This is a genomic window from Clostridium sp. AF19-22AC (assembly GCF_003479085.1).
Classification (GTDB): domain Bacteria; phylum Bacillota; class Clostridia; order Lachnospirales; family Lachnospiraceae; genus Faecalicatena_A; species Faecalicatena_A orotica.
The window spans coordinates 21,432-47,962 of the sequence record NZ_QUGN01000003.1 but is presented as its reverse complement, the minus strand read 5'-3'; the positions used below and the strand labels follow the sequence as shown (position 1 = coordinate 47,962).

The window sequence follows — 26,531 nt, the reverse complement described above, 5'->3', positions numbered from 1 at the left end:
TTTTGTTACAGCCTGTATTCTTCCAGAACTTCCCGTGCTACATACAGGGACCTGTCTTCCCGGGTGCGCAGCGTCCACTTGACGAGTATCATCATCCGGTTCTGGATTTCAATACAGGTGATGCACCGGGGGTGTACGCAGCTTCCCGTGTTAAAATAGGGTGCCTGTGAACTGCCAATCATCGGACGGTGTGTATGCCCGGCCACGAGTATCTTATGCTCCTGTATGGCCCAGTCTGTCAATCGTTTCTCCACTTTTTTCTTTTTCGTATAATTTCTTGCCGCACTCGTAGGATCGGACACCCCGATTGCTTCGAGCGGCTTCCAGATATAACGGACGAGCAGCTTTGCCAGAGGGGCGAGTGTGCTGTTTAAAAAGTCTGCCTGATGGCCGTGGATCAGATACAGGTCATTTCCATGCTCTGTATCTTTTAAAATCAGCCCCTGCAGATAGCAGTCACCAGGAAAAAGGGGCGATTCATCGTTCTGGCCGCTTACATGGTAGGTGGAACAGTGCTTCTGGCAATAATGGCAGTGGCGTTTGCTGTGGTCATGGTTGCCGTACAGCAGATAGAGCCTGTTTTCTCTCCGGTATTTTGAAAGCAGCCAGAAGACGTCACTGTGAATATCAATAATCTGGGAAAGTGAACGGTTTTCCCACAATTCATCCCCATCTCCCAATTCCATATAGGTATAATTTTTTTCATAATAATAATTTAGTGCGGCAAAATATACATTCTGGTTTTTCATAAAGTTATCATTGTGATTGCCGACCCCCCTGTGACAGTCGCTCATCAGCACGAAGCGGGACCTGCTGTTTAAGGGGACGACAGGCGCCTGTACAAATGCCCGTGAAATACGCTCATACCAGCTCATTGTCTTTTCCTCCTGTGCTTCTGAAACATTCTGATACAGAGAATCCTCTCAAAAAGGCAGGGATGTGTGTAGTAAAGGTAAAGCAGCCGGTCCACGGTCGTAAAAAAAGGATTAGTGAGCCACAGGAAAAGCTCACAGAAGATATCACCCTGCAGGAGCCTGTATTTTTCCAGAAAGACATCGGGTGCCATGAGCGGAGCTGATTTCGGCCTTGTGAAGTAGAACTGTACTGTATTCTGGTATGTGAGCAGTTCACTGCTTTTGTAGCCGAGGCCATTCATGGCACGGGTGAAGGCCGTACACATGTCCGGATCGGGGAATGTAACGGTTGCTTCGAGAATCAGATCTTCCGGGGCAGTGAAGGTGCCCATGACAAAGCCGGATACGCGCCATTGTTTTTGAGAAATGGAAAAAAGCGGGCAGTCAGGCCCGGTCAGCCGCAGTTTAACAGGCAGAACCTCATCCTCTGCGGCGGCTGTAAAGACCGTCTGGGGCCGGAGTGCCGGGGGTACGACCGAGTCTGCGTGGTAAATACCGGCTTCCGCGCCTGTATTAATCCCGTACTGTCCCTTACAGAATTCGATCAGCCAGGTTTTCCCATGATAGTTGAAGTATACAGGTTCGCAGTCCAGTATCATGTGCATGGACAATGCATTCAGATCATAAAATTCCCCGTACCCGAACTCTTTCTGCCATGCATCGTCCCTGAAAGTAAAGATATCCTGGACAAATTGATAGGAAAAGCCAAAAGGAACGGCGAGTTCGTTCAGCAGGTCACATTTCCATGCATAAGACATCCGGCCGACTTTCTGGACGGCCTGCTTTTTTCTATGGTAATACGACAAGAATAAAACAAAAAACAGTACAATTATAATAGGGATAAGGAGATACATACTCAGAGTCCTGAAAAAGTTCTTATTACACTATATGCAGATTCCAGAAAAATGGACTTGAAAAACAGGACGATTCCATTTATAATAGCGAAGTTTAGAGAACCTTTTTTAAGGGAAAGATTTGAAAAGGAGAAGAATGATGGGATACGATTATGGGAAGATATGGGTTGCAGGGGCAGCCGGACGAGTGGGGACCATGATACGCAATATGTTGGATATGCGTGATGTTGAGCTTTTTGAGACGGATATCGAGGACCTGGATATCACCTGTGCCGGGGATGTGAATTTATTCGGAAGCAGGAACCGCCCGAACACAATCATCAACTGTGCGGGTATGACAGATGTACAGGCGTGTGAGGAAAATGTAGAAGAAGCATATAAAGTAAACGCCCTCGGGGCAAGGAACCTGAGTGCGATTGCAAGAAAGATAGACGCGAGAATCATCCAGATATCCACGGACGATATTTTTTGGGATACAAACGAGCAAAGCCACCATGAGTTTGACACACCCAATCCGAGAACAGTATATGGAAAGTCAAAACTTGCAGGCGAGAACTTCGTGAAAGAGCTGGCGCCGAAGCACCTGATCATCCGGAGCTCCTGGGTTTATGGGTCAGAAGGAAGTAACTTTGTAAATTCAATCATTGAGCAGGCTGGGAAAGGAATGCGGATCGAGGCAGCCGTGGATGACTTTGCATGCCCGACAAGTGCGAAGGAACTATCCGGGGTGATCCTGCGCCTGATTCAGGCTGAACAGGAGGGCATTTACCATGCAGTCTGTGCCGGACACTGCAGCAGATACGCTCTGGCACAGGAAATTCTCAGACTGCTTGGGAGAGAAGAAGTAGAACTGGTCCCGATAAAAATGGGCGGAAGACAGCCGGGATTCGAGGGGCCGGAGTATACAGTACTGGACAATATGATGCTTCGGATGTGCGGCATACAGCAGCCGTCAGGATGGAAGGAAGCACTGAGAGAATATGTGGCGGATTATGTTTCCGATTATAGTACAGCTAATGAGAACAAGAGAAAAGAAAGGGGAATGTAGATGAAAGAAAGGAAGAGGAAAAAACCAGGACTTACGACACTGATCTTTATCAGCCTCCTGCTAGGGGCTTTTGCGGGAATCGTTCTGCACTACTGGGTCCCGGAGGGATATGTCAGAGATACAGTGATTATAGACGGAATCTTTTATGTAATCGGGAACGGTTTCCTGCGGGCCATGCAGATGCTGGTCGTGCCGCTTGTATTCTGTTCCCTGATCTGCGGAAGCATGGCAATCGGGGACACTAAGACTCTTGGAAAAGTCGGTGTGAAAACCATAGGGTTTTATCTGTTTACCACGGCGGCAGCGATTACGCTGGCACTGGGAATCGGCAATCTGATTAACCCGGGCGTTGGCCTGGACATCAGCAGTATCGAGACGGCAGAGACTTCGGCCGCAGAGACGGCAGGATTTGCAGATACCCTGCTGGATATCATACCGAAGAACCCGATTCAGGGACTTGCGGAAGGCAACATGCTGCAGATTATTTTCTTTGCTATTTTTATTGGGATTCTTCTGGCTAAAAGAGGTGAGAGGGCTGCATCTGTTGCCCAGTTCTTTGCTGAATTTAATGATCTCATGATGGATATGACGATGACAGTTATGAAAGCCGCACCATTCGGCGTGTTCTGCCTGATTGCAAAGACATTTGCGGGAATTGGTTTCGACGCGTTTATACCGATGCTGAAATATATGGCGGCCGTCTTCCTCGCACTGCTGCTGCAGGGCTTTGGGGTCTATCAGATACTGCTGAAGTTATTTACGGGATTAAACCCGATAAAATTTATCCGCAAATTCCTGCCAGTCATGGGATTCGCGTTTTCCACGGCAACCTCCAATGCGACGATCCCCCTGTCCATTGAAACGCTGGATAAAAAAATGGGGGTATCCAAGAAAATTTCATCTTTCACGGTGCCGCTGGGAGCGACCGTCAATATGGACGGAACCTCCATCATGCAGGGAGTCGCGGTTGTGTTCGTATCACAGGCATTCGGGATCGCACTTTCCCCGGCAGACTATATTACCGTAATCGCCACGGCTACCCTTGCTTCGATAGGAACGGCCGGAGTCCCGAGCGTAGGCCTGATCACACTGTCAATGGTCTTCAATTCCGTAGGGCTTCCGGTAGAAGGGATCGCTCTGATTATGGGAATAGACAGGATTCTCGATATGACAAGAACCGCTGTCAATATAACCGGGGATGCAGTATGCACCACGATCGTTGCCTATCAGAACAAATCCCTGAACCGGGAAGTATTTGACAGAATGGAGTAACCAGATCTTTAGATATATTCCAGCTTTTCGAAGTACTGCATGAGGATGTCCGCACAATTTTCAACGCCGAGCTCTGACGTATCGAGTATCATATGGTAATCGTTCACGTCACCCCATGTCTTGCCGGTATGCTCGTAATAGTATGCGGCACGTTCCTTGTCAGTATGTTCGACCTTTTCCTTCGCCTCTTCATAAGAAAGCGATTCGAGTCCCATGATCCTCTGTATACGGTCTTCTTTATCTGCACAGACAAAAATATTCAGTACATTCAGTTTATCCTTCAGAATATCGGAGGCACAGCGGCCAAGGATGATGCACGGGTTACCAGCCAGTTCACGAATGGCCTCTGCCTCGCTGTCATACATATGGTCGTCTATCTGCTGTTCAATATATGCCTTGTCGTATACAGGGATATCAAGCCTTTCGGAAAGTTCCTTTGCAATCACGCTTGCGCCGGTGCCGAAACGGCGGCTCATTGTAATTACTAATTTCATAATGAATTCCTCCTTCGTGTGTGCCTCTGAGAGTTGCAATACCGTCAGTATTTGAGTTTTATTATAACACCGATGGGGGGAAAAGTGTATGTATATTTTATAAAGAGTGTTTTTATGGTAGTTAATAGTTGTGCGGAGAGGGAAGACTCGTTATAATGAACCTATAGATCGAATAAAAAGGTAAAGGAGGAGCACTATGAAGACTAAGGCAATAAAATTAATGAGAATTATAGTTCTGGTACAGATTGTGCTCCTATGCCTTTTTATTGAGAGTGACCGCAGGCCGCATAATGTAACAAACCATGTGCAGTCTGAAACAGGCTCCGGCAGTGAGCAGACGGTTCTGGATTCAGGAAACCGTTTGGCTTCGGGCATGCCCGATGTCCTGCCGGCAGCAGAATCAAGAAATGTCTCAAGTATCAGAACGGGCAGACCGGAAGAAGAGTCTGTCCTGATTTTCTTTAATCTTTTTTTAGTTTTCTCAATGCTTTTATTTCTGCCGGATGGAAGAGTGTGGTCTGCCATTCAGTCTGTCAGCATGGCTTTTCAGAGCTATGCCATGCATCAGATACGAATACTCCAGTTAAGGGATGGAAAAAAGAAGGGGTTCTTTTATTCTTAAAATGAAAATAGAATAGGAGGACTTTACTTTGAAAGTAAATAAAAGAAATATATGGATTGTGCTGTGTGTAATTGCAGTATTCCTTTATGCTGCCATTTTCGGGCTGGGCAGTGACTTTAAGGGCGCAAAAGATATGCGTTTCGGGATTGATATCCGGGGCGGTGTAGAGGCTGTTTTCGAGCCGGAAGGTGTGAAAGGGATTCCGTCAGCGGAAGACATGGAGTCCGCCAGAACTGTTATAGAAAACAGGCTGGATGCACAGAATATTCTGGACAGGGAAGTTACTGTTGATAAAGAGCATGGAAATATCATCGTCAGGTTCCCGTGGAAATCGGATGAGAAAGAATTTAATCCGGAGTCTGCAATCGCAGAGCTGGGAGAAACGGCGAGGCTGACTTTCCGTGATCCGCAGGGGAAGGTTCTGGTAGAAGGTCAGCACGTGGCAGACAGTTCCGTTGTAAAAAACCAGCAGACGGGAGCCTATGAGGTATCTCTCCAGTTTGATAAAACAGGGGCCGATGATTTTTATAAGGCAACAAAAGAACTGACAGGGCAGCCAATTGGGATATATATGGATGAAGATATGATCTCCAACCCGGTCGTGCAGGAAGCAATTCAGGGAGGAGAAGCTGTTATCAACGGCATGAAAACTCAGGAGGATGCCAAGGCACTTTCGGAGAAAATCAATGCTGGTGCGCTGCCGTTTTCCCTGAAGACAACCAACTATAATACAATCAGTCCGACTCTGGGAAGCGGTGCATTGAGAGCCATGACAATGGCGGCCGCGACTGCATTTATTCTCGTCTGTATCTTTATGATCCTGTATTACCGGCTTCCGGGATTCATTGCGTGTCTGGCGCTGGTATTCCAGATGAGCCTTCAGGTACTGGCACTTTCGGTTCCGCAGTATACCCTGACTCTTCCCGGGATCGCCGGACTGATTTTGTCCCTGGGAATAGCCGTGGATGCCAATGTCATCATAAGCGAGCGCATCGGTGAGGAAATCCAGAAGGGCAGCAGCCTGAGAACGGCCGTGAGAAAAGGATATAAAAATGCTTTTTCATCGGTGCTGGACGGAAATGTAACAACGGCGGCAGTTGCGGTGATCCTGATGATATTTGGTTCAGGAACGATGCTGAGCTTTGGGTATACCCTGCTGTCAGGGGTACTGATCAATTTAGTAGCTGGTGTCTGGCTGTCAAGGACGATGTTGAGTTCAGTACTCCTTTATCCGAAGTTCCAGAACCAGAAGTTGTTCTATATAAAGAAAGTGAAAAAGCCGATTGATTTTCTCGGCAAAAGAAAGGCCATCTTTCTCTTTACTGCCGCTGTGCTTCTGACGGGCACGGTCATCAGTGCAGTCCGGGGTGTGACACTGGATACCCAGTTTACGGGCGGAGTCATCTTAAAATACACGTGTGACAAGACTCCGGATATCAGTAAGACATCTGCGGCGGTGGAGGCGGTTCTGAGCCGTCCGGTCAGTGCACAGGCAGGAGAAGATTTTGTCTCCGGGCAGAAAAAACTGGTACTTAATCTGGGAGGCAATCAGGGAATCACACCAGAAGAACAGGCGAAGGTACTAAAAACGATACAGGAAACAGAGCCGGATCAGAAATACCAGTCATCCGAGACTTATGCGGTGGAACCGTATATTGGGGCACGCGCACTGAAAAACTCAGTGATCGCCGTCGTCCTTGCTGCATTGTTTATCGTGGTGTACATCAGGATCCGTTTCTCTGCGCTGTCAGGGCTTTCTGCGGGCGTGTCCGGAGTGATCGCACTGATGCACGATGTGTTTATTGTATTTTTAGTATTCGGTGTGTGCAAAATACCTTTGAACGATGCGTTTGTATCGGTAACTCTGACGATCATTGGATATTCGATCAATGACACCATCGTCCTATATGACAGGATCAGGGAGCATATGAACACACACACGAAAGAGGGGCTTGTGCCTTTGGTCAACAGAAGTATCACGGAAACACTGGGGCGGTCAGTGAACACAGCATTCACGACAGTGCTCTGTGTGGCAATTGTGCTGGTATTTGCGGTCATCTATAATATAGAATCAATCAAAGTATTTGCACTGCCTATGCTGGTCGGGATGATCAGCGGATGCTATTCATCCATATGCATTGCAAGTGCAGTGTGGGTGACGTGGAAAAACAGGAAGAATCCTTAACTTTTTTTGAAGAAACATTCATAATGTTGCGAAAATTGCAGAAAAATGCTATTATGTCTGGGTACTCTTGTCGATTAAGGGTACGCAGACATTTTTAAACAGATTTCATTTAAAAAGTCTGCCTGTATTTTACACAGTCATATAGAAAGAAGCAGCCGGAAAAAGCGAACTATCGACTTTTCCGGAAACATAAAGACAGGGAAGGGGCGGAACCAATGGGCCAGAATAAAATGAGTGAGAGCGAACGGGAAGCATACAGGCGGGAGCAGGCAAGAAAGCGCCGCAGGATGGAAGAAAAGCAGAGTGCGGGCGGTGCCGACGGCATCCCGAAGAGAAATCCGAACCGGAGCGCCGGAGAAGGTGCAAAGAGAAATCCAAACAGGAGTACGGGCGAAGGCGCTAGGAAAAATCCGAACCGCAGCACCGCGGAAGGGGCAAAAAGGAAACCGAACCGCAGCAGTGCCGGAAGCGGAACAGGCAGGAGTGCGAACAGTGCGAAGAGCGGTCCGGGCAGAGGCGGGAATCCGGCTAAGGGTACACCGGCGGGAAGAAGCCGGAGTAATTCAGGAGGAAAGAAGAGAGCATCTAATAAGGTAAGTAAAGAAGTCGGGATCATTCTCTGTGGAATCCAGTTTGCGGTAACGCTTGTGTTCATCGCGGCCCTGTTTGTGCTGAATATGCTGCCGATGAAGTATCTGGGAATTATCATCGGTGTACTTGTATTTCTCTGGGTCATTCCGCTTGCAAGCCAGTTGATCTCGAAGAAGAAGGCAATTGCGGGTAAGGTTCTCAGTGTGCTGATGTCCATTGTCCTTGTAATGGGTTCCTACTATATATTTAAGACAAACGGAACCGTGAAAGCGATCAGCGGCGGTGACAAAAAGGTAGATAAGATGGTAGTAGCCGTGTTATCAACGGATGTAGCAGAGACAATCGAGGATGCCGCAGGCTATGACTTTGGTGTCCAGTATGCCATGAAGGGCGACGATGTAAAAGCCACGGTAGAAAGTATTGATAAGGAAGTCGGCAGCGACATTTCCACGACTGAGTACAAGAGTCTGAATGAGCAGGCGACTGCCCTGCATGACGGAAATGTGCAGGCAATTATCTATAATGATGCCTATACCGCGATTCTGGAAGAGGCGTTCGAAGGATACAGTGACAATGTGAAAATCATTTATTCACATGAGATTACGAGTAAGCTGGAGAATGCAGCGGCAAAAGTTGAAGTGGATAGTGACTGCTTTACCGTTTATATCAGCGGTATTGACGTGTATGGAGCGATTGAGACGAACAGCCGCAGCGACGTGAATATCATCGCAACTGTGAATCCGACAACGCACCAGATCCTTCTGGTTACGACGCCTCGTGACTATTATGTGGAGATTCCGGGAATATCGGGCGGACAGAAGGATAAACTAACTCATGCGGGGATTTATGGAGTGGATGCTTCTATGGCAACTCTGGCACAGCTTTATGACACAAAGATTGATTTTTATGCAAGGGTGAACTTCACATCTCTTGTCCAGATGGTCGATGCACTGGGTGGTGTCGATGTTGTGTCTGAACAGGGATTCACGACAAGTGAGGATTCAGGACTTGTCATGAATGTGGTACAGGGGGAGAACCACTTTAACGGGCAGCAGGCGCTTGCATTCTCAAGAGAAAGAATGAATGTGGACGGCGGTGACTTCCAGAGGGGAAGAAACCAGCAGGCTGTCATTACTGCAATGATTAAAAAGGCAATCTCACCGGCGATCCTTACCGGTGCAAACGGAATTTTAAGCAGTGTGAGCGGTAATGTGGATACGAATATGTCACAGGCACAGATACAGGAACTGATCAAAAGCCAGCTCTCTGACGGAGCGGCATGGAACATCAAGTCACTGGCCGCAGAGGGAACAGGGGACGATCAGGAATGTTATTCTTCACCAGGAAGTATCCTTTATGTCACACAGCCAAATCTCGATTCTATCAATACGATAAAACAGGCGATTGACGCTGTAGAGAAGGGAGAAATTCTTCCGGATTCAGAGGTTGCCCAGTAAACGGGCGGCCTTTGGAATCTGAAAGATACGGAATAATAAGATATGATGAAACTTTTAAGAAAGTGGGACCTGTCTGTTATATACAAAGTTTTTTTAGTGCTTCTGGATATTTTATTTATCAACGTAAGTTCTTTTCTTGCGTTATGGGTCCGCTTTAACATGCACATCACGGAGATACCGGGTGAATATTATACCTCTGTCTTAGAAGTGGCCGTCGTCAATACTATCGTCACGGTTATTATTTTTGCAATGTTCCGGCTCTATACCAGCCTCTGGAGATTTGCAAGCATCAAGGAACTGGTATATATCATCGAGGCGTGCATGGTGTCGGTACTTTTCAATCTTCTGGCTTATTTCCTGACATACCGGATGATTTACAGAAGTTATTTTCTGCTTTATGGCACGGCGCTGTTCCTGCTTACCTGTGTAAGCCGTTTTTCCTACAGGCTCATGCGCCTTTTGTACCGTGGGAATATCCACGGCAGACATGTGCGCAACACGATGATTATCGGTGCGGGGGAAGCCTGTAATGTAGTGATGAAGGAACTGGAACTGAGCACGGAACTGGATGCCAAGATCTGCTGCGTGATTGATGATAACCCGAGAAAGCAAGGAACATTTATCCACGGAGTAAAAGTAGTCGGCGGCAGAGATGTCATACTGAAGTATGCAGACAAATATGATATTAATGAGATCATCATTGCCATTCCGAGTGCGGACAAACGGGAACGCCAGAAGATTCTGGATATCTGCCAGAAGATACCGGCCTGTGACCTGAAGATCCTGCCCGGTGTTTACCAGCTTGTCAACGGCGAGGTGACGGTCTCAAAGCTTCGTAATGTAGAGATTGAGGACCTGCTCGGAAGAGACCCGATTCAGATAACGACAGAGAAGATTGGCCGTTACGTCTCCGACAAAGTAGTCCTGGTCACAGGCGGAGGCGGAAGCATCGGCAGCGAGCTCTGCCGCCAGATTGCGGCAAACGGGGTAAAACAGCTGATTATATTTGACATTTATGAGAACAATGCCTACGATATCCAGCAGGAACTGAAGTCAAAATATCCGAACCTGGACCTTGTCGTGCTGATTGGCTCTGTCAGAAACGGACGTAAGGTAAACAGCGTCTTTGAAAAATACCGCCCGGATATCGTCTACCATGCTGCGGCGCACAAACATGTGCCTCTGATGGAGGACAGCCCGAATGAAGCGATTAAGAATAATGTATTCGGCACCTATAAAGTAGCACTGGCATCCGACAGGTACGGAGTTGAGAAATTTGTTCTGATCTCTACAGACAAAGCGGTCAATCCGACAAACATCATGGGAGCGTCCAAGAGGATGTGCGAGATGATCATACAGGTGTTTAACTCCCGTTCGAAAACAGAGTTCGTTGCAGTACGGTTTGGAAATGTTCTGGGAAGCAACGGCAGCGTGATTCCTCTGTTCAAGAAGCAGATTGAGGCGGGCGGCCCGGTCACAGTCACACATCCGGACATTATCCGGTACTTTATGACGATTCCGGAAGCCGTATCTCTGGTCCTGCAGGCAGGCGCGAGTGCAAAGGGGGGAGAAATCTTTGTGCTGGATATGGGGCAGCCAGTCAAGATCGTTGATCTGGCGAAAAACCTGATCCGTCTTTCGGGATACACTTTGGGGACGGATATTGAGATTAAATATACGGGTCTTCGTCCCGGTGAGAAACTTTATGAAGAACTGCTGATGGCAGAGGAAGGTCTGGAAAGCACAGAGAACGAGAAGATCCATATCGGGAAACCGATTGATTTTGACGAAGAGGAATTTCTCAGGGATCTTGAAGATCTTTACAGAGAAGCCTATGCGGAAACCGATCAGATGAAACGGATCGTGCATAAAATCGTTCCGACTTATCATTTACGGGAAGCAGATATCATCCGGGACCAGCAGATACAGGCAGGCTGGAAAAAGGAATTTACAGATACGAGGTCAAAGCTTCCAAGTGCGTTTTTAAGCCGCAGCGCAGCTGACTCAGATGTGCAGCCGGAAGAAACGGAAACAGGGAATTAAGAAAGAAGGAAAAAACGATGAGGGTACCATTTTCACCACCGGATATTACAGAAGAGGAAATCGCAGAAGTAGCAGATACACTGAGGAGCGGCTGGATTACGACCGGCCCGAGGACAAAAGAGTTTGAACGGAAGATCGCGTCTTACTGCCGGACTCAGAGGGCAGTCTGCCTGAATTCTGCCACTGCGTGTCTGGAGATGACTCTCAGAGTGATGGGGATCGGACCCGGAGATGAGGTGATCACGACTGCATATACGTATTCAGCTACATGCAGCAGCATCTGCCACGCGGGGGCAACCCCCGTTCTGGTAGATACACTGCCGGGCAGATACGAGATGGACCCGCAGAAGGTGCGGGAGGCCGTAACAGAGCGTACAAAGGCAATCATCTGTGTCGATCTGGCAGGGATCATATATGACAGTTATAATGAAATCTTTCAGATTGTGGAAGAGAAAAAGGCATTGTTCCATCCTTCCTGCGAAAGACAGGAGGCACTTGGCCGAATCCTTGTCATGTCAGATGCGGCCCATGCTTTCGGTGCGGAGGCGGACGGAAGAATGTGCGGCCAGATTGCAGATTTCACCTGCTTTTCTTTCCATGCAGTGAAGAATCTGACAACCGCGGAAGGCGGGGCAGTGACGTGGTCGGAGACAGTGACAGCTGCAGGAATAGACAGTGAGGAACTGTATCAGGAATATATGCTCTTATCCCTGCACGGCCAGTCGAAAGACGCACTTGCCAAGACACAGGCGGGGGCATGGGAGTACGATATTGTCGCTCCATACTTTAAATGCAATATGACGGATATCATGGCTGCCATAGGGCTTGTCCAGATTAAACGGTATCCGAATATACTGAAGCGAAGAAGAGAACTGATCAGGCAGTATGACGAAGCTCTGAAAGGCTGCCCAGTCAGCCTCCTGAACCACTATGGGGAGTCCCATAAGTCCAGCGGACACCTATATCTGGTACGTGTGCTTGACAAATCACGTAAAGAATGTAACAATATGATTACAAAAATGGCTGAGGCGGAGATTGCGACGAATGTCCATTATAAGCCATTGCCATTACTGACGGCATATAAGAATATGGGATTTGATATCAAAGACTTCCCAAATGCATATGCCCAGTTTGAAAATGAAATCACACTGCCACTGCATACATGCCTCACAGATGAGCAGCTGCAGTTTACGGCGGAGACATTCCGCAGCCTTTTAAAGTAATAAAAGGTAATAAGGCGTAACTGGTTCATACCATGAACAGTTACAATCAGGAAAAACAGGAGTTAATAATTATGATGCCACAATGGAACCAGTTGCCGGAGTCCATGCGCAATGGACATGTGAGACCATATTATGAAAGATTAGTGAGAAAGAAGTCCAGCCTTCGTCTGAAACGCATGGTGGATTTCTTTCTTGCACTTGTTTTAACAGTTGTCTTGTCACCAGTCATGGCGGGGCTTGCGGTATGGATAAAATTAGACAGCAAGGGACCTGTCTTTTACAGACAGGAAAGGATAACACGATATGGGAAACCATATCGTATTTTCAAGTTCAGGACTATGGTTACAGATGCCGATAAAAAGGGGCCATTAGTTACAAAAAAGCAGGATGACCGGATTACAAGGGCGGGAAAGATGCTGCGAAAGTGCCGGCTGGATGAGCTTCCTCAGCTTTTTAACGTGCTGGCCGGGGATATGTCATTTGTAGGGACCAGGCCGGAAGTGAAAAAGTATGTGGACCGGTACTCAGAGGAAATGATGGCGACACTGCTGCTTCCCGCCGGTATTACTTCAAGAACAAGCATTCTGTTCAAGGATGAAGATGAGAAGATGGAAAAATACCAGCAGGAGACCGGAAAAACAGTTGACGATGTTTATGTAGAACATATCCTGCCAGTGAAGATGAAGTATAATCTTCAGTACCTGAAGAAGTTCAGCGTCTGGGGAGATTTTAAGATTATGATAGATACGGTTCTGGCTGTGATCAGATAGAGAGGGGCAGATAAAGGATGAAAAAAATAGCAGTGATTACGATGGGTGTCAGACTAAACGGGGAAAAAGGGTATACACGATTCCGTTATCTCTGTGATTTCCTGACAGATGCAGGCTACCAGGTTGATTTGATAACGACGACTTTTCAGCACTGGGAGAAGGCACAGCGTGATATAGAGAAGATTAAGAACGAAGACTATAAATTCGGAATCAAGTTCATCTACGAACCCGGATATAAGAAAAATGTGGACTTAAAGCGGATACAAAGCCATAAGACTGCGGCAAAGAATCTGACGGAACTGCTCGAGAAGGAGGGCGGCTATGACCTTCTGTATGCAGAGATACCACCAAATGACGTGGCGCTTGCAGCGGCAGAATATGCAAAGAGAAAAGGGATTCCTTTTGTGGCTGACGTTAACGACCTGTGGCCGGAGGCGATGCGCATGGTGCTGGATATCCCGGTGATCAGCCCGATTCTGTTCTATCCACTCCAGAGAGATGCGGAAAAGGTGTATTCACTGGTATCCGGTGTGATTGGGACTTCAGACGAGTACAGAGACCGGCCGTTCCAGAACCAGAACAGGTCCGTGCCGAAGGCGACTGTATATGTAGGAAATGAAATTGCCGTATTTGACAAAGGTGCGCAGGACAATGATGAAGTCGTGGTAAAGCTGGATGGTGAGTTCTGGGTAACTTATGCGGGAACAATCGGGACAAGCTATGACATTCGAACGATGGTACTGGCTGGCGAAGAACTGGCGAAGAGAGGCCATAAAGATATCCACATTAAGATTCTGGGCGGCGGTCCCATGAAAGAGGAGCTGGAAATGCTGGCGAATGACCGGCAGATATATAACGTGGAATTTGTAGGGTACGCCCCATATGATAAGATGGCGGCATACCTTAAGAAGTCCGATATTCTGGTGAACTCATTTGTGCGCAAAGCACCCCAGAGTATTGTTACAAAAATAGGAGACTATCTGGCTGCGGGCAAAGCAATGATCAATACATGCATGAGTCCGGAATTCCGCAATAAGGTAGAAAAGGACGGATTTGGTATAAACATAGAGCCAGAGGATGTCAACATTCTGGCGGATGCCATTGAAAAATTATATGAAAACGAAGACCAGCGCCTTGAGATGGGCAAAAAAGCCAGACAGATTGCGGAAGAGCAGTTTGACAGGCCTAAGGCATACCGGAAGATTGAAGAACTGATCAGGGGACTGGTTAAAAAATAGGATACAAAGAGGTACATCTATGGATAAAACAGAGGTAAAAAGCCCTTTTTTTACAATCGTCATGCCTGCTTATGGTGTGGAGAAATATATTGACCGTGCAATCACCAGTATACAGGAGCAGACATTCGGTGACTGGGAGATTCTGGTTGTGGATGACTGTACGAAGGATAAGAGTGGAGAGATCGCAGAAAGGTATGCATCTGAAGATTCGCGCATCCGGGTGATCCACCATGAAGTGAACCAGGGGTTAAGCCCGGCGCGGAATACAGGAACACAGGCCGCTTCCGGAAAATATATCTGGTATATGGACCCGGATGACTATGCAGACGCAGACCTGCTGGAACAGGTATATGCATCAATTGAGCGGAATCCCGCCCAGGCGGTGCTGTTTGGACATGTAGAAGAGTATTACGACAAAAAAGGTGTTCTGCAGTATACCCATTCTATCTGCCCGTTAGAGCATTACTATAAGACGGCCGCGGAGTTCAGGCCCTGTGTGATAGAACTGGAACAGCAGACTCTGTATGGGTATGCATGGAACAAATTTTATCTGCTTGATTATATCCGTGAGATGAAGCTGGAATTTGAAAATATAAAATTAATCGAGGATATCACGTTTAACGTCAAGTATTTCATGGATGTGGAGACTGTAAACATATTGCCGGTGACACCATACCATTACGGAAAACGAATGGAAGCAAATCTGACGAATAAGTTCGTGCCGGATTACTTTAAACTGCACAGACAGCGGATTGAGATGCTGTTTGACCAGTTTTCTTACTGGGAGATCTGTACAGAAGAAATTCGCAGTATCCTTGGAAGCCTGTATGCAAGATATATCCTATCCGCCTTGGAAAGAAACTGCGATAAAAGGTCCGGCATGAATCACGCCCTGCGGTACAAGTGGTGCAGGGCCGTGTTTGCTCAGGGACTGTTTAATGAACTTATACCTGTGGCAAGGGCAAAAGAAAGTCTGGCACTTCGGATTGCTCTGGTATTATTCCGGTATAAAAGGGCAATGCTCTGTTTAATGATGGGACGGGGGATATATATTGTGCGGAAGTTTTTGCCTATGGTTTATTCGAAGGTGAAATCGGGGCGGTAAGAAATAGAAATGAATTTAATTTGAGTTTTATTGATATTAATGATTAGGAAAATACAATGATTAAAATTTGGATAAAAAAATTTCAAGGAATATTAAATTTAGTTAAGCAGACGATAGAAAGGCATACATTTATATCCGCAATACTGCTTAATTCTGTCTTTTTGATGTTAGTATTGGTGTTTTGTGAAATAAAATATGAGACTTCAGATGATTATATTATGGCGGCTATCATGTCAGGAGCCTATAGTGGAACACCTAATCCCCATATGATATATATAAATATTATATGGGGCTATATTTTATTACCTTTTTATTATTTTATTCCTCAGTTGAGTTGGTATCTGGTTTCACAATTAATAGTGTGTTTTTTCTCTTTTACAACGATTACTTACGTGCTTTTGAAAAGACTGGATACTATTCTGGCATTAATGCTCTCCACCCTGTTTATAACATTTTTCTCAGATGATGTATACATCATGGTACAGTTTACTAAGACAGCAATTGTGGCTGTTATGGCGGGAAGTGTCTTGTTTTTAACTGCTCTTTTTCATGAAAAGAATCATGACATAAAGCAGATTGTTTTTGGAGGATGTCTTGTGTTTATTGGAACTCTAATCCGCTTTAATGTCATTTATATAGCAGGTGGGTTTATATTACTAATATTAGTAACCGAGTTCATAGGGATGATATGCAATAGAAATAAACGGGGTTGGAAAAAGTTCGGACAGATTACAGCAGCTGGCATAATATTAATCACAGCTGTAATAGGTGCAAAGGAGCTTGACGAATTTATATATAATACTGATGAAAGCTATGCATTTTTTAGGGCTTACGGTAATGTTAGAGGTAATATTGTAGACAAGAGGGATTACGGTTACGAGGTATGTGCCGAAGAATTTCAGAAAATGGGAATATCGAAGAATGATTATACACTGTTTAGAACATGGAATTTTGCAGATCCTGATTTTTTTACTCTAGAAAAGATGGAAAAAGTGAGAGAGATTATTAGTAATTATCAGGCAAAACAGGGGGTAGACAGAGACTCAGTAAAATATGATTTGAGAAGTAGAAATTATTGGGCATATCCCTCTCTTTGGGGATGTGTGATTTTATTATTGTTATGTATTGTTTTTGTAAAAAGATATTGGATAGTATTATTAATGTCTGGTGTAGGAGGGTACTTATATTTATATTATTTTGCTGCAAGTGGGAAAATTGTATATCGGATAGAATATGCCGTTTTATTTTGTGTTTTTTTAACGGGAATATATTTTTTTGAAAAAAGTAATTGTCGAAAAGTGCAAAATCAATTGGAATTGCATAATATATGTGTTATATTAATAATGTTGTTATGCATATATCAGGCCCCCACATATCGATTAAATCAATGGGCAGAGTGGATAAATGGGGAAGAATATAAAAATTATATTGAAGACAATTTCTTTAATTCATGGGATTATGATAGCAGAAGATATAGATGCTCGGCTTATAATAATAAGGCGTTTTCAGGCCTTGCAGAGGAAATAACAAAGAATTCAGATAATTTCTATTTTTTAAATTTCAGTACTACAATTCAAACACTCTACTTAGCTGAAGATCCACGGTGTGATGAAAGGAATGGTCTGTGGAAGAATTCTTATTATTTATCAGGAATAACTGTTAACTTTCCTGATGTATTAAATTTATTAAAGAGTAATAAAGTTGAAAATCCAATAAAGAGTCTTTTAGACGAAAATGTTTATCTGATTGATAATTTTTATCCGGAGGAGATTTTAATCTATATTCAAGAACATTATTATCCAGATGCAAGAAAGGAATTATATAAAACGATTGATGGTTTCCAAATTTGGAAATATTATAAAAACTAACAATTAGGGAATGGGAGAACAGAAGATGATTAGTTTTAATGTACCACCGGTAGTTGGGAAAGAAATGACTTATATTGAGGAAGCAATACGATCTCATAAAATATGTGGGGATGGTTCTTTTACCAAGCGATGCTCTGAGTGGATTGAGAAAACAACAGGTACTTCAAAAGCTTTACTTACAACATCATGTACACATGCAACAGAATTAGCTGCAATCTTATCAAACATTCAGCCAGGGGATGAAGTGATTATGCCATCGTATACATTTGTATCCACAGCAGATGCATTCGTATTGCGAGGAGCAAAAGTAGTATTTGTTGATATAAGACCAGATACTATGAATATTAATGAAGAATTGATTGAGGATGCAATTACAGAAAGAACAAAAGCTATAGTTCCTGTGCATTATGCAGGTGTGTCCTGCGAGATGGATAAAATTTGTAAGATTGCTGACAAATATAAGCTTTTTATTATTGAGGATGCAGCCCAAGGAATGATGTCAACGTATAAAGGACGGGCGTTAGGGTCCATTGGAGATTATGGATGCTATAGTTTTCATGAGACAAAAAACTATAGTATGGGTGAAGGGGGAGCCTTGTTAATCAAGGACTCTAATAATGTAAAAAGGGCAGAGATTATAAGAGAAAAAGGAACTAACCGCAGTCAGTTTTTTAGGGGTGAGATTGATAAATATACATGGATGGAAGCAGGATCATCTTATTTGCCTAGTGAATTAAACGCAGCATATTTGTGGGCTCAACTAGAAGAGGCAGAGATGATTTATAATGATAGAATGAAAACATGGCAATCTTATTATACAAACCTAAAAGGTTTGGCAGAGGAAGGCATTATAGAATTGCCTGGTGTACCTAAAGGGTGCGTTCATAATGCTCATATGTTCTATATTAAGGCAAAAGATTTAAAGGAGAGAACAGAATTAATTTATTATCTTAAGGGAAGAAATATTAATTGTGTATTCCATTATATTCCATTGCATTCTTCGCCTGCCGGAAAAAGGTTGGGAGTTTTTCATGGAGAAGATATTTATACAACAATGGAAAGTGAACGATTAATGAGATTGCCTTTATATTATGGATTGGACGAAGAGACAGTAAAATATGTTTCTGATAGTATAATAGAATTTTATAGATCATTTGCTAGAAACAGGGGGTAGGTGTGGAGAGAAGATTTTCGAAAGAGAATACCAATTGCATTAAGGGTGTAGCTGTTTTACTATTATTATTACATCATGTATTAAATTCAAAGTATCCATATGAGTCAATACTAATAGGTGGGACATTTGATTACTTGTACCCGTTTGTGAGTTTGGCGAAAGTATGTGTATATTTGTTCTTTATAATGAGTGGATATGGTCTCTTCATTTCCTACACAAAGGAAAAACGTACTTTAAAAAATGCGTTTAAATTTGTAATACGCCATATCTTAAAACTTTGGAGTATGTTTTGGTTTGTGTATATTATATTTGTTCCCATGGGAATCTTTTTTGACAGAAGTCCAAGTATTATATATGCTGGTGATTGGTTAAATGCCTTATGGGATTTCTTGGGACTTGCATACTTAACAAGTCACATTTCCTGTATACCTACATGGTGGTATTTAAGTATGAGTATTTTATTTTATGCCTTTTTTCCGTTTATTTGTCTTGTGATAGAGAGGTTAAATAAATGGAGCTGGGGGATTTGGGGGATTATTGTACTATTATCTGGGAAGTATATGGGGTGGAAAGTAAGTTTAATATATTGTGTTCCATTTTTATTAGGTGCACTGCTAGCTAATTTCAATGGGATCGAAAAAATAGGTAGCGCTTTGATGTTGGTGATAAAAAATAAATTGATAAGGGTGCTGATATATTTTCTGATGATGTGTATTTACTGTGTCTTTAGACTTAAAATTATGTCAGATAATATGTTCTTTTATCGTTTCGATTGGATTTTGGCCTTATTAATAATACTGTTTTTATATGATTTTGTTCCAACAGGAGGAAAAGTGTCAAAAGGAATGTCTTTGCTTGGTATAAATAGTGGAAATATTTATTTTTTTCATGCATTTATATACTCTTTATATTTGAAAGAATTTATTTATAGTTTTAAATATGCTTCTTTGGTTTATTTAATAACTTTGGCAATATGTATTATGGTTTCAAGGGGGTTGGAGAACTTAAAAAGTGCAATAGGGTATACAAACTTATTTAATAGAATTATTATGAAATTTAGCTGAGAAATTAGGAGGAAAGTATGAGTAATAAACAGTGTATTATTTTTGGAACAACGTCTTTTGCAAAGATGTTGAGACATTATGTGGAGAAGTTTACAGATATGAAGATAATTGCGTATGCGATAGATAAGGCATATAAGGATGGAGAATTTTATGATGAATTACCTGTTGTAGAGTTTGAAAAGATAGAAAAATTTTATCCAGCTAATGAGTATTCGTTTCTGATTGCATTGGGATACAGTAAAATGAATGATATTAGAAAAAAGAAATTTTATGAGATTAAAGAAAAGGGATATATGTTAGAGAATTTTATTCATCCCAGTGTAGTAAGTGATTATGCAGAAATGGGTGAAGGGAATATCATCTTTGAAAATGTAACGTTGGCTTATAATGTAGAGATAGGTAATGGAAATATTATCTGGAATGGATGCCAGATATCACATGAATGTATCGTCGGTGACTTTAATTTTTTCTCTGGTAATGCACTAATTGCAGGTCAGACAATTGTAAAGGATAATTGTTTTTTTGGAATAAACAGTGCAGTACGTGGAGGAAACACAATAGAGGATTATACATTGGTAGGAGCTGGTTGTTATTTGAATAATGGTTCAAAGCCATATGGTGTATACGTTCCAGCACGTTCCATTTGCTTAGAAAATAAAAAAAGTACAGATATGCTGTAGGAAACGGGGAGACAAGATGGGCAGGATCATGATTATTGCAGGAGGTACCTGGCAGGTACCATTGATTAGAAAGGCAAAATCATTGGGATATGAAGTTGTAAATTCAAATTTATATGAGGATTCGCCTGGATTTAAGTATTCAGATTTTACAGAAGTATGTGATGTGAGAGAGAAAGAAAAAAATTTGGCAATTGCAAGAAAGTATAATGTTTCAGGTGTTTTAACAGACCAAAGTGATATAGCGGTTCCAACAGTTGCATATGTTGCTGAAAAAATGAAATGCCCTACGATAGGCTGTGCGATGGCAGAACTTTTTACAAATAAGTTTAAAATGAGAGAATTTTGTATAGAAAATGGTTTTGATAGTCCAGAATATCAATTATGTGAAACTGTTGATAAAGCTGTAGATTTTTTTAATATACTAAATCAAAAAGTAGTAATAAAGCCTCTGGATTCCCAATCCAGCAGAGGGGTTTTTACCATAGAGAATATTAAGGAACTAAAAGAAAAATTTCCGATATCCCAAGAGTTTTCAAATGGTTCTGAAATGGTGCTAATTGAAAGATATATTTCAGGAAAAGAATTTACTATAGATGGAATTTCGTTTAAAGGAAAACATTACAGCCTTGCAATATCAGAAAAGTCACATTTTGAATACAATAGAAATATTGCATCCGAATTATTATTCTCATATGATAATGAAAATTATGATTATGATCAATTAAGGCAAATCCATAATGATTTGATTGAGAAAACAGGATTACAATTTGGCCTGACTCATGCTGAATATAAATACGAAAATGGAAAGTTTTATTTAATAGAAATGGCAGCAAGAGGCGGTGGGACAAAGATTGCATCTGATATTGTGCCATATATGTCTGGTATAGATACATATAAGATTCTTATTGATTCAGCTATGGGGAATGTATCTAAAGAGAATCTCGATTTTACCATATTAGAAAAATATAGAAAACGATGGGCAGTATTACGTTTTCTGGACATTGAATCTAATGGCAAAGCTATTACTTCTATAAAAGGTGTAGATGATATTAAAAATTTAGAAGCAGTAAAAGATTTTTCTTTAGAATTTACAGTTGGTGATATAGTTGCACGTGCTCAGGATGATCGTTCACGTGTCGGTTATTATATTGCATATGGTGAATCAAAAGACGAAATAAACAGTGTAACTGAAAAAGTGGAGAACTTATTAAAAATTTCATTTAACTAAAGAAAGTGAGGAAATGTTATGGCTATCAAGGAGGAAATCATTAAGAAGATTAAACAAAATCGTATTTCAACGACAGAAGTAGCAGATTGCCTGGGAAAAACTGGTGTTTTAGAATATGCGCATGCAGTAAATAGAGGACATTTTGCTGTTGGAAATGTAAAATGGATATATGCTTATAATGAGTCAAATTGGAGTATACATGAGCAGGCTAGAGATGTTCAGGAAGGTGATGTTGTATTAATTGAGGCGTTTAATTGTGGAGAACGGGCAACAATAGGGGAATTAGTGTCTAAGTTTATGCTTTTATATCGTCAGGCAGTTGCAATTGTATCTAATGCTAATTTGAGAGATGGAAACGATTTAATTAAACAGAATTATCCTATATGGTGCAAGGGATTTACTCCAGTTGGTTGTTTTAATAAAAAAATTGAAGAACCCTTAGAACCAAAAATAAAAGAACTGCATGAGAAAAAATATGAAGGTAGTATAGCAGTATGTGACGATACCGGAGTGGTTATAATCCCAAAAGAGTTTCATAATGAGGAATTTCTTCAGAAATTAGATAATATAGAAAACCAGGAGGACATATGGTTCGAATGTTTAGATCATAGAAAATGGGATACATACGATATCGTATGCTTAAAAAAATATTTGAATTAGGAGTAGGGTATGGATATTTCTTTTGTTATCCCATGTTATTGTTCAGAAAAAAATCTAGAGAGTGTTATTACTGAAATACATGGTGCTATGGAAAGACGAAAAGGGTTTGAGTATGAAATTATCCTTGTAAATGATAATTCCAGAGATAATACGGAGGGCTTGATTAAAAAATTAGCTTCAGAAGATAGTAGAATATTAGGAATTAATTTTTCAAAGAATTTTGGACAGCCAAGTGCTTTGATGGCTGGTTTCAGAGCATCGACAGGAGAATATGTTATGACTTCCGATGATGATGGGCAGACTCCTGTCGAAATGGTCTGGGACTTTTATGATAAAATTCAGGAGGGGTTCGATATTGTATGTGCAAAGTATACAGAAAGAGCACAAAAATCGAAGTTTAGACGTTTTGGTACAAGGGTAAATGAATTTATGTTATATCACATGATACAAAAACCTAAAAATGTTGGGGTAGCCTCTTTTTTTATGGCTAAGAAATTCGTAATTGAAGAAATGATACGCTATGATAATCCATATCCTTATATAGCGGGATTACTATTGCGTTCTAGTAGCAGAATCGGGAATCTTGAGATGCAGCAAAGAAGCAGGATTACTGGACATAGCGGATATACTTTAAAAAAACTAGTTAACTTGTGGGTAAATGGTTTTACAGCGTTTTCTCTAAAACCACTTAGAATTGGTACTGCGTTGGGATTTGTAAGTGCATTTATAGGATTTGTTATCTTAATTGTTATCTTAATTAGAAAAATATTAGTGCCAACAGTGCAGGCAGGATATACCTCACAAATAGGGGTAACGCTTCTCATGGGTGGACTAATTTTGTGTGTATTGGGAATCATTGGCGAGTATGTAGGACGAATTTATATGTGTATAAATAAAGAACCACAGTATATCATTAGAAATACTACAAGAGAGGGAACAGGTGAGGACAGGAAGGAAAACAATGAAAAAGATATCTAATATTCAACAGATGAAAAAGATCATAAAATTTATATTGATCTTATCCATTTTTCTTTATCCATTTATCCATTCGTTTATAGGGATTGATTTGGGAGATACAGGATATCATCTGTATGCATTTGAAAATTTGTATAAGACTCCGGAACTAATAGGGTTTACTTCATATTTTACTAATTTTGTAGGTTGGCTATGGCTAACCTTTTTTTCAGACCTAGGCTTGTGGGGACTGAATTTTTTAGAAGTTATGTTGGAAATGTGTATGGCTTTTGTTGTATATAAGACAGTTAAACCATTTTTAGGAGAGATACAGACCTTAATAGGAATTTTAATTGCAGTTACTGCTTCGGATACTTATTTAAATATATTTAATTACCATCAATTTAATGTTTTTCTACTAATATTAATAATGTGTTTTCAATTTTGGGCAATCACAAAGGAGAAAATTAGATACAGCATATTAAGTGGAATCTGTTTTGCTATTGTAGTTTTTTCAAGAATGGGCAGCGTAACAGCTATTGTAACATGTTTTATATATGTGTTTTGGTATTTAATACAAGACAAAAAAGCAAGTTTCTTGTGGAAAAATTTAGGCACATTTTTATCAGGTACAGTTTTTATGTCTGGAGGAATGTTACTTCTGCTTAAAGCAACAGGGCAATTGGAATATTTTGTTAATAATATATTTCGCCTATCAGGATTAGCATCGACATCAGATGGTGGTTATGGAATGGATAGCCTTCTTGAAACATTTTTTAAGGGCAATCTGGATGCAATTGCGTCAGGTGCAATTTTTTTGGCTGCATTTATAGTTTTGTTATTAGGAATTGGGGTTTTTGTAAAAAAAGGAGAGAATTTAAAACATAAAGTTATAAATGTGCTATTAGGAGGGGTTATTACAGGTATTGCTGTATACCAGTTTATATATGCGTATAATGTAAATCCTGTGCAGGCATGGCCGCAAATGACCACGGGGCCTTCATTTATAATAGGAGTTTTTTATGTTATTACATTTTTATGTCTATTTTATCATATGTATGGAGAACGTAGAAGGGCGGAAATAGCTCTTCTGTCAGTAATTGCGATTTTATTACCATTACTTACAATAGCAGGATCTAATACAGGCACAAAACATGTAATTCTTGGGTTGTGGATTATTGCACCAGTCTGTACGTATTTATTAAGTGAGTTTCTATTAAATAATAATGTGCGCAGTGTAATAAATCAGATATTATATAAGTTTGGAATTGTTTTATCAAGGAAAATATGGATTGTCTGCTTATGTATTGTTACACTGTGTTTTTGTGGGAAATTTGTGAACATGCTCTATTATACAATGAATTTTGACAGTGTTGATAGGAGCATGATTAACAGTAAAATTGATAATCCCAAGGTGAAATATCTGTTGACAACTGAAAGAGAAGCAGATGCTGTAAATGGAGTTTTAAGTGAAATTGATAAAAAGGGAGTTAAGGAAGAATACCCACTGATGGTATTTGGGGGTTCTATCATATATTATTATCTGACTGGTATGGAGTCTTTTGTACAGCCGTGGGTTACAAATGGTGTATACTCAAATGAGACATTGACAAAAGACATAGAAAACGGATATGAAAAATTTGAAGAACTGCCTGTAATTATATATGGTAGGACGAACAATTACTTTGGATTCTATGAATTTGATTATGAGAAACAGGTTGATGATGAGACATATAGAACATATGCAGGAAAAAAAGATATCCTTATGGGATTTTTGGAGAAAAATAGGTATACACTACAATATGTTAACGATTACTATTTAGTGATGTATCCCCCAAATATAGCTGATAATGAGGGTGAAAACTATAAGGGGTATATCACGGGAAATTGGGAGTAAATCCCATTTCGCCTAGTGGGGATGGAGATATGGAATTTAACAGAAATATATCTATGCTGGGGACTTCTGCATCTATTGAATTGATGCAGAGGGCAGAACAGTTGAGAATGTTGGGAAAAGATGTACTTAGTCTGGCAGGAGGTGAGCCAGATTTTAACACTCCCAATAGAATCTGTAGGGCTGCTGATAAGGCTATATGTGATGGGTTTACCCATTATGCAGTTGGCAGAGGTCTGCCATTACTGCGGGAAAAAATTGCAGAAAAGCTTTGGAAAGAAAATGATATTAAGTGTAGCGCTGAAAATATAATAGTAACACCGGGGGGGAAATTTGGTGTTTATATGGCAGTCTGTACACTGATAAATGAAGGCGATGAGGTCATTATTCTGAATCCGGCATGGGTTTCATATGGACCAATTGTAAAAGCATGTGGTGGCATACCTGTGTTTGTAAAACTAAGTTACGATGATGACTATATTATAGATGTCATGAAGATTAGAGAGAAAATAACTAATAAGACAAAAGCAATTATTATAAATTATCCAAATAATCCGACAGGAAAAGTGTTATCTGCAAATGAAGCAAGGCAGTTGGCAGATGTAATAAGAGATACAGATATTTTTGTGATTTCAGATGAAATTTATGAGCGGATTGTGTTTGATGGAAATAAGAGTGTGAGTCTTGCTTCTTACAGAGAAGTGTCGAAAAATGTAATAACCATTAACGGTTTTTCAAAATGTGCCGCAATGACAGGATGGAGATTAGGATATGTTGTTGCAGATGATATTGTAACAAATATGATGTATAAGCTGTATACACATACGATTACAGGAACTAGTACGTTTATCCAACATGCAGCTTTGGAAGTTTTTAACTGTAATGAGGAAATAGAGGAAATGCGAAAAATTTATGAAAAGAGACGTAATTATTTTGTTACTGAGTTAAACCAAATTAAGGGATTACACTGTAGGAAAGCGGAAGGGGCATTCTATGCTTGGGTTAATTTTGATACTAAAAAAAGGTCAGAGGAGATAGCAGACCAATTATTACAGCAGACTGGGGTTGTTGGAGTTCCTGGTCAGGCATATGGTGAAAATAAGAATTGCTGTATGAGGTTTTCTTTTGCATGTATGGATAATGTTCTTCGTGAAGCTGTTGATAGAATGAAAAAATTTGTTTTATAAAGGAGT

At 41.5% G+C, this 26,531-nt stretch carries 22 protein-coding genes; 19 read left to right on the top strand and 3 right to left on the bottom strand.

Features of this window, described 5'->3' with window-relative positions:
- Nucleotides 1-5: 5 nt before the first annotated feature.
- Nucleotides 6-875, bottom strand: coding sequence for a metallophosphoesterase (locus DWX43_RS04180; protein WP_109729388.1), 870 nt, complete (start codon nt 873-875; stop codon nt 6-8).
- Nucleotides 872-1,672, bottom strand: a complete 801-nt coding sequence (locus tag DWX43_RS04175) for a DUF4474 domain-containing protein (protein ID WP_243099249.1) — start codon at nt 1,670-1,672, stop codon at nt 872-874. The genes DWX43_RS04180 and DWX43_RS04175 overlap by 4 nt, the downstream gene beginning before the upstream one ends.
- Nucleotides 1,673-1,889: 217 nt before the next feature.
- Between DWX43_RS04175 and rfbD the strand changes: the two genes are divergently transcribed.
- Together rfbD and DWX43_RS04165 are read left to right on the top strand one after the other, a co-directional pair.
- Nucleotides 1,890-2,816: a dTDP-4-dehydrorhamnose reductase gene (gene rfbD, locus DWX43_RS04170; RefSeq protein ID WP_243099248.1), complete on the top strand. Its 927-nt coding sequence runs from the start codon at nt 1,890-1,892 to the stop codon at nt 2,814-2,816.
- Nucleotides 2,817-4,088: a dicarboxylate/amino acid:cation symporter gene (locus DWX43_RS04165; RefSeq protein ID WP_118618986.1), complete on the top strand. Its 1,272-nt coding sequence runs from the start codon at nt 2,817-2,819 to the stop codon at nt 4,086-4,088. It begins immediately after the preceding gene.
- A gap of 8 nt (nt 4,089-4,096) precedes the next feature.
- On the opposite strand, the gene DWX43_RS04160 is transcribed toward DWX43_RS04165, so the two are convergent.
- Complete coding sequence (locus DWX43_RS04160; protein ID WP_109729384.1) at nt 4,097-4,582, bottom strand: cytidylate kinase-like family protein; 486 nt, start codon at nt 4,580-4,582, stop codon at nt 4,097-4,099.
- A gap of 196 nt (nt 4,583-4,778) precedes the next feature.
- On the opposite strand from DWX43_RS04160, the gene DWX43_RS04155 reads away from it, so the two are divergent.
- The 17 genes from DWX43_RS04155 (at nt 4,779) to DWX43_RS04075 (ending at nt 26,525) form a co-directional block, all read left to right on the top strand.
- The gene (locus DWX43_RS04155) at nt 4,779-5,204 is read left to right on the top strand and encodes a hypothetical protein (RefSeq protein ID WP_118618984.1); all 426 of its coding nucleotides are present in this window, start codon (nt 4,779-4,781) and stop codon (nt 5,202-5,204) included.
- Nucleotides 5,205-5,232: 28 nt separating this feature from the next.
- Nucleotides 5,233-7,389 carry a protein translocase subunit SecD gene (gene secD, locus DWX43_RS04150; RefSeq protein ID WP_118618982.1) on the top strand — a complete coding sequence of 719 codons (2,157 nt, stop codon included), beginning with the start codon at nt 5,233-5,235 and terminating at the stop codon, nt 7,387-7,389.
- Nucleotides 7,390-7,604: 215 nt separating this feature from the next.
- On the top strand, nt 7,605-9,437 hold the full coding sequence (locus DWX43_RS04145) for an LCP family protein (protein WP_243099247.1): 1,833 nt from the start codon (nt 7,605-7,607) through the stop codon (nt 9,435-9,437).
- A 45-nt stretch (nt 9,438-9,482) separates the two neighbouring features.
- Nucleotides 9,483-11,480, top strand: coding sequence for a nucleoside-diphosphate sugar epimerase/dehydratase (locus DWX43_RS04140; RefSeq protein WP_347559296.1), 1,998 nt, complete (start codon nt 9,483-9,485; stop codon nt 11,478-11,480).
- A gap of 17 nt (nt 11,481-11,497) precedes the next feature.
- The gene (locus DWX43_RS04135) at nt 11,498-12,703 is read left to right on the top strand and encodes a DegT/DnrJ/EryC1/StrS family aminotransferase (protein WP_118618980.1); all 1,206 of its coding nucleotides are present in this window, start codon (nt 11,498-11,500) and stop codon (nt 12,701-12,703) included.
- A gap of 74 nt (nt 12,704-12,777) precedes the next feature.
- Nucleotides 12,778-13,473, top strand: coding sequence for a sugar transferase (locus DWX43_RS04130; protein ID WP_118619367.1), 696 nt, complete (start codon nt 12,778-12,780; stop codon nt 13,471-13,473).
- Between the two features lie 17 nt (nt 13,474-13,490).
- Nucleotides 13,491-14,711 (top strand): glycosyltransferase family 4 protein, encoded by a 1,221-nt coding sequence (locus tag DWX43_RS04125; RefSeq protein ID WP_118618978.1) that lies wholly within the window; start codon nt 13,491-13,493, stop codon nt 14,709-14,711.
- 19 nt (nt 14,712-14,730) lie between these two features.
- Complete coding sequence (locus DWX43_RS04120) at nt 14,731-15,816, top strand: glycosyltransferase family 2 protein (RefSeq protein ID WP_118618976.1); 1,086 nt, start codon at nt 14,731-14,733, stop codon at nt 15,814-15,816.
- Between the two features lie 56 nt (nt 15,817-15,872).
- Nucleotides 15,873-17,684, top strand: coding sequence for a hypothetical protein (locus DWX43_RS04115; RefSeq protein ID WP_118618974.1), 1,812 nt, complete (start codon nt 15,873-15,875; stop codon nt 17,682-17,684).
- A gap of 25 nt (nt 17,685-17,709) precedes the next feature.
- Nucleotides 17,710-18,858 (top strand): dTDP-4-amino-4,6-dideoxygalactose transaminase, encoded by a 1,149-nt coding sequence (gene rffA / locus DWX43_RS04110; protein ID WP_118618972.1) that lies wholly within the window; start codon nt 17,710-17,712, stop codon nt 18,856-18,858.
- A 2-nt stretch (nt 18,859-18,860) separates the two neighbouring features.
- Nucleotides 18,861-19,922: an acyltransferase family protein gene (locus DWX43_RS04105; RefSeq protein WP_118618970.1), complete on the top strand. Its 1,062-nt coding sequence runs from the start codon at nt 18,861-18,863 to the stop codon at nt 19,920-19,922.
- Nucleotides 19,923-19,939: 17 nt separating this feature from the next.
- Complete coding sequence (locus tag DWX43_RS04100; RefSeq protein ID WP_118618968.1) at nt 19,940-20,602, top strand: acetyltransferase; 663 nt, start codon at nt 19,940-19,942, stop codon at nt 20,600-20,602.
- Nucleotides 20,603-20,618: 16 nt separating this feature from the next.
- On the top strand, nt 20,619-21,830 hold the full coding sequence (locus DWX43_RS04095; RefSeq protein WP_118618966.1) for an ATP-grasp domain-containing protein: 1,212 nt from the start codon (nt 20,619-20,621) through the stop codon (nt 21,828-21,830).
- An 18-nt stretch (nt 21,831-21,848) separates the two neighbouring features.
- Complete coding sequence (locus tag DWX43_RS04090; RefSeq protein WP_118618964.1) at nt 21,849-22,490, top strand: RraA family protein; 642 nt, start codon at nt 21,849-21,851, stop codon at nt 22,488-22,490.
- 9 nt (nt 22,491-22,499) lie between these two features.
- Nucleotides 22,500-23,468: a glycosyltransferase family 2 protein gene (locus tag DWX43_RS04085; protein ID WP_118618962.1), complete on the top strand. Its 969-nt coding sequence runs from the start codon at nt 22,500-22,502 to the stop codon at nt 23,466-23,468.
- The gene (locus DWX43_RS04080) at nt 23,452-25,341 is read left to right on the top strand and encodes a glycosyltransferase family 39 protein (RefSeq protein WP_118618960.1); all 1,890 of its coding nucleotides are present in this window, start codon (nt 23,452-23,454) and stop codon (nt 25,339-25,341) included. Before DWX43_RS04085 ends, DWX43_RS04080 begins: the two co-directional genes overlap by 17 nt.
- 29 nt (nt 25,342-25,370) lie before the next feature.
- Nucleotides 25,371-26,525 (top strand): pyridoxal phosphate-dependent aminotransferase, encoded by a 1,155-nt coding sequence (locus DWX43_RS04075; protein WP_118618958.1) that lies wholly within the window; start codon nt 25,371-25,373, stop codon nt 26,523-26,525.
- Nucleotides 26,526-26,531: the final 6 nt, after the last annotated feature.

Bases quoted from the DNA above. Each gene is read 5' to 3' on its own strand.
- DWX43_RS04180 (WP_109729388.1), bottom strand. From the start codon at position 875: ATGAGCTGGTATGAGCGTATTTCACGGGCATTTGTACAGGCGCCTGTC.
- DWX43_RS04175 (WP_243099249.1), bottom strand. From the start codon at position 1,672: ATGTCTTATGCATGGAAATGTGACCTGCTGAACGAACTCGCCGTTCCT.
- DWX43_RS04165 (WP_118618986.1), top strand. From the start codon at position 2,817: ATGAAAGAAAGGAAGAGGAAAAAACCAGGACTTACGACACTGATCTTT.
- DWX43_RS04160 (WP_109729384.1), bottom strand. From the start codon at position 4,582: ATGAAATTAGTAATTACAATGAGCCGCCGTTTCGGCACCGGCGCAAGC.
- DWX43_RS04155 (WP_118618984.1), top strand. From the start codon at position 4,779: ATGAAGACTAAGGCAATAAAATTAATGAGAATTATAGTTCTGGTACAG.
- DWX43_RS04145 (WP_243099247.1), top strand. From the start codon at position 7,605: ATGGGCCAGAATAAAATGAGTGAGAGCGAACGGGAAGCATACAGGCGG.
- DWX43_RS04140 (WP_347559296.1), top strand. From the start codon at position 9,483: ATGAAACTTTTAAGAAAGTGGGACCTGTCTGTTATATACAAAGTTTTT.
- DWX43_RS04135 (WP_118618980.1), top strand. From the start codon at position 11,498: ATGAGGGTACCATTTTCACCACCGGATATTACAGAAGAGGAAATCGCA.
- DWX43_RS04130 (WP_118619367.1), top strand. From the start codon at position 12,778: ATGCCACAATGGAACCAGTTGCCGGAGTCCATGCGCAATGGACATGTG.
- DWX43_RS04125 (WP_118618978.1), top strand. From the start codon at position 13,491: ATGAAAAAAATAGCAGTGATTACGATGGGTGTCAGACTAAACGGGGAA.
- DWX43_RS04120 (WP_118618976.1), top strand. From the start codon at position 14,731: ATGGATAAAACAGAGGTAAAAAGCCCTTTTTTTACAATCGTCATGCCT.
- DWX43_RS04115 (WP_118618974.1), top strand. From the start codon at position 15,873: ATGATTAAAATTTGGATAAAAAAATTTCAAGGAATATTAAATTTAGTT.
- rffA (WP_118618972.1), top strand. From the start codon at position 17,710: ATGATTAGTTTTAATGTACCACCGGTAGTTGGGAAAGAAATGACTTAT.
- DWX43_RS04100 (WP_118618968.1), top strand. From the start codon at position 19,940: ATGAGTAATAAACAGTGTATTATTTTTGGAACAACGTCTTTTGCAAAG.
- DWX43_RS04095 (WP_118618966.1), top strand. From the start codon at position 20,619: ATGGGCAGGATCATGATTATTGCAGGAGGTACCTGGCAGGTACCATTG.
- DWX43_RS04090 (WP_118618964.1), top strand. From the start codon at position 21,849: ATGGCTATCAAGGAGGAAATCATTAAGAAGATTAAACAAAATCGTATT.
- DWX43_RS04085 (WP_118618962.1), top strand. From the start codon at position 22,500: ATGGATATTTCTTTTGTTATCCCATGTTATTGTTCAGAAAAAAATCTA.
- DWX43_RS04080 (WP_118618960.1), top strand. From the start codon at position 23,452: ATGAAAAAGATATCTAATATTCAACAGATGAAAAAGATCATAAAATTT.
- DWX43_RS04075 (WP_118618958.1), top strand. From the start codon at position 25,371: ATGGAATTTAACAGAAATATATCTATGCTGGGGACTTCTGCATCTATT.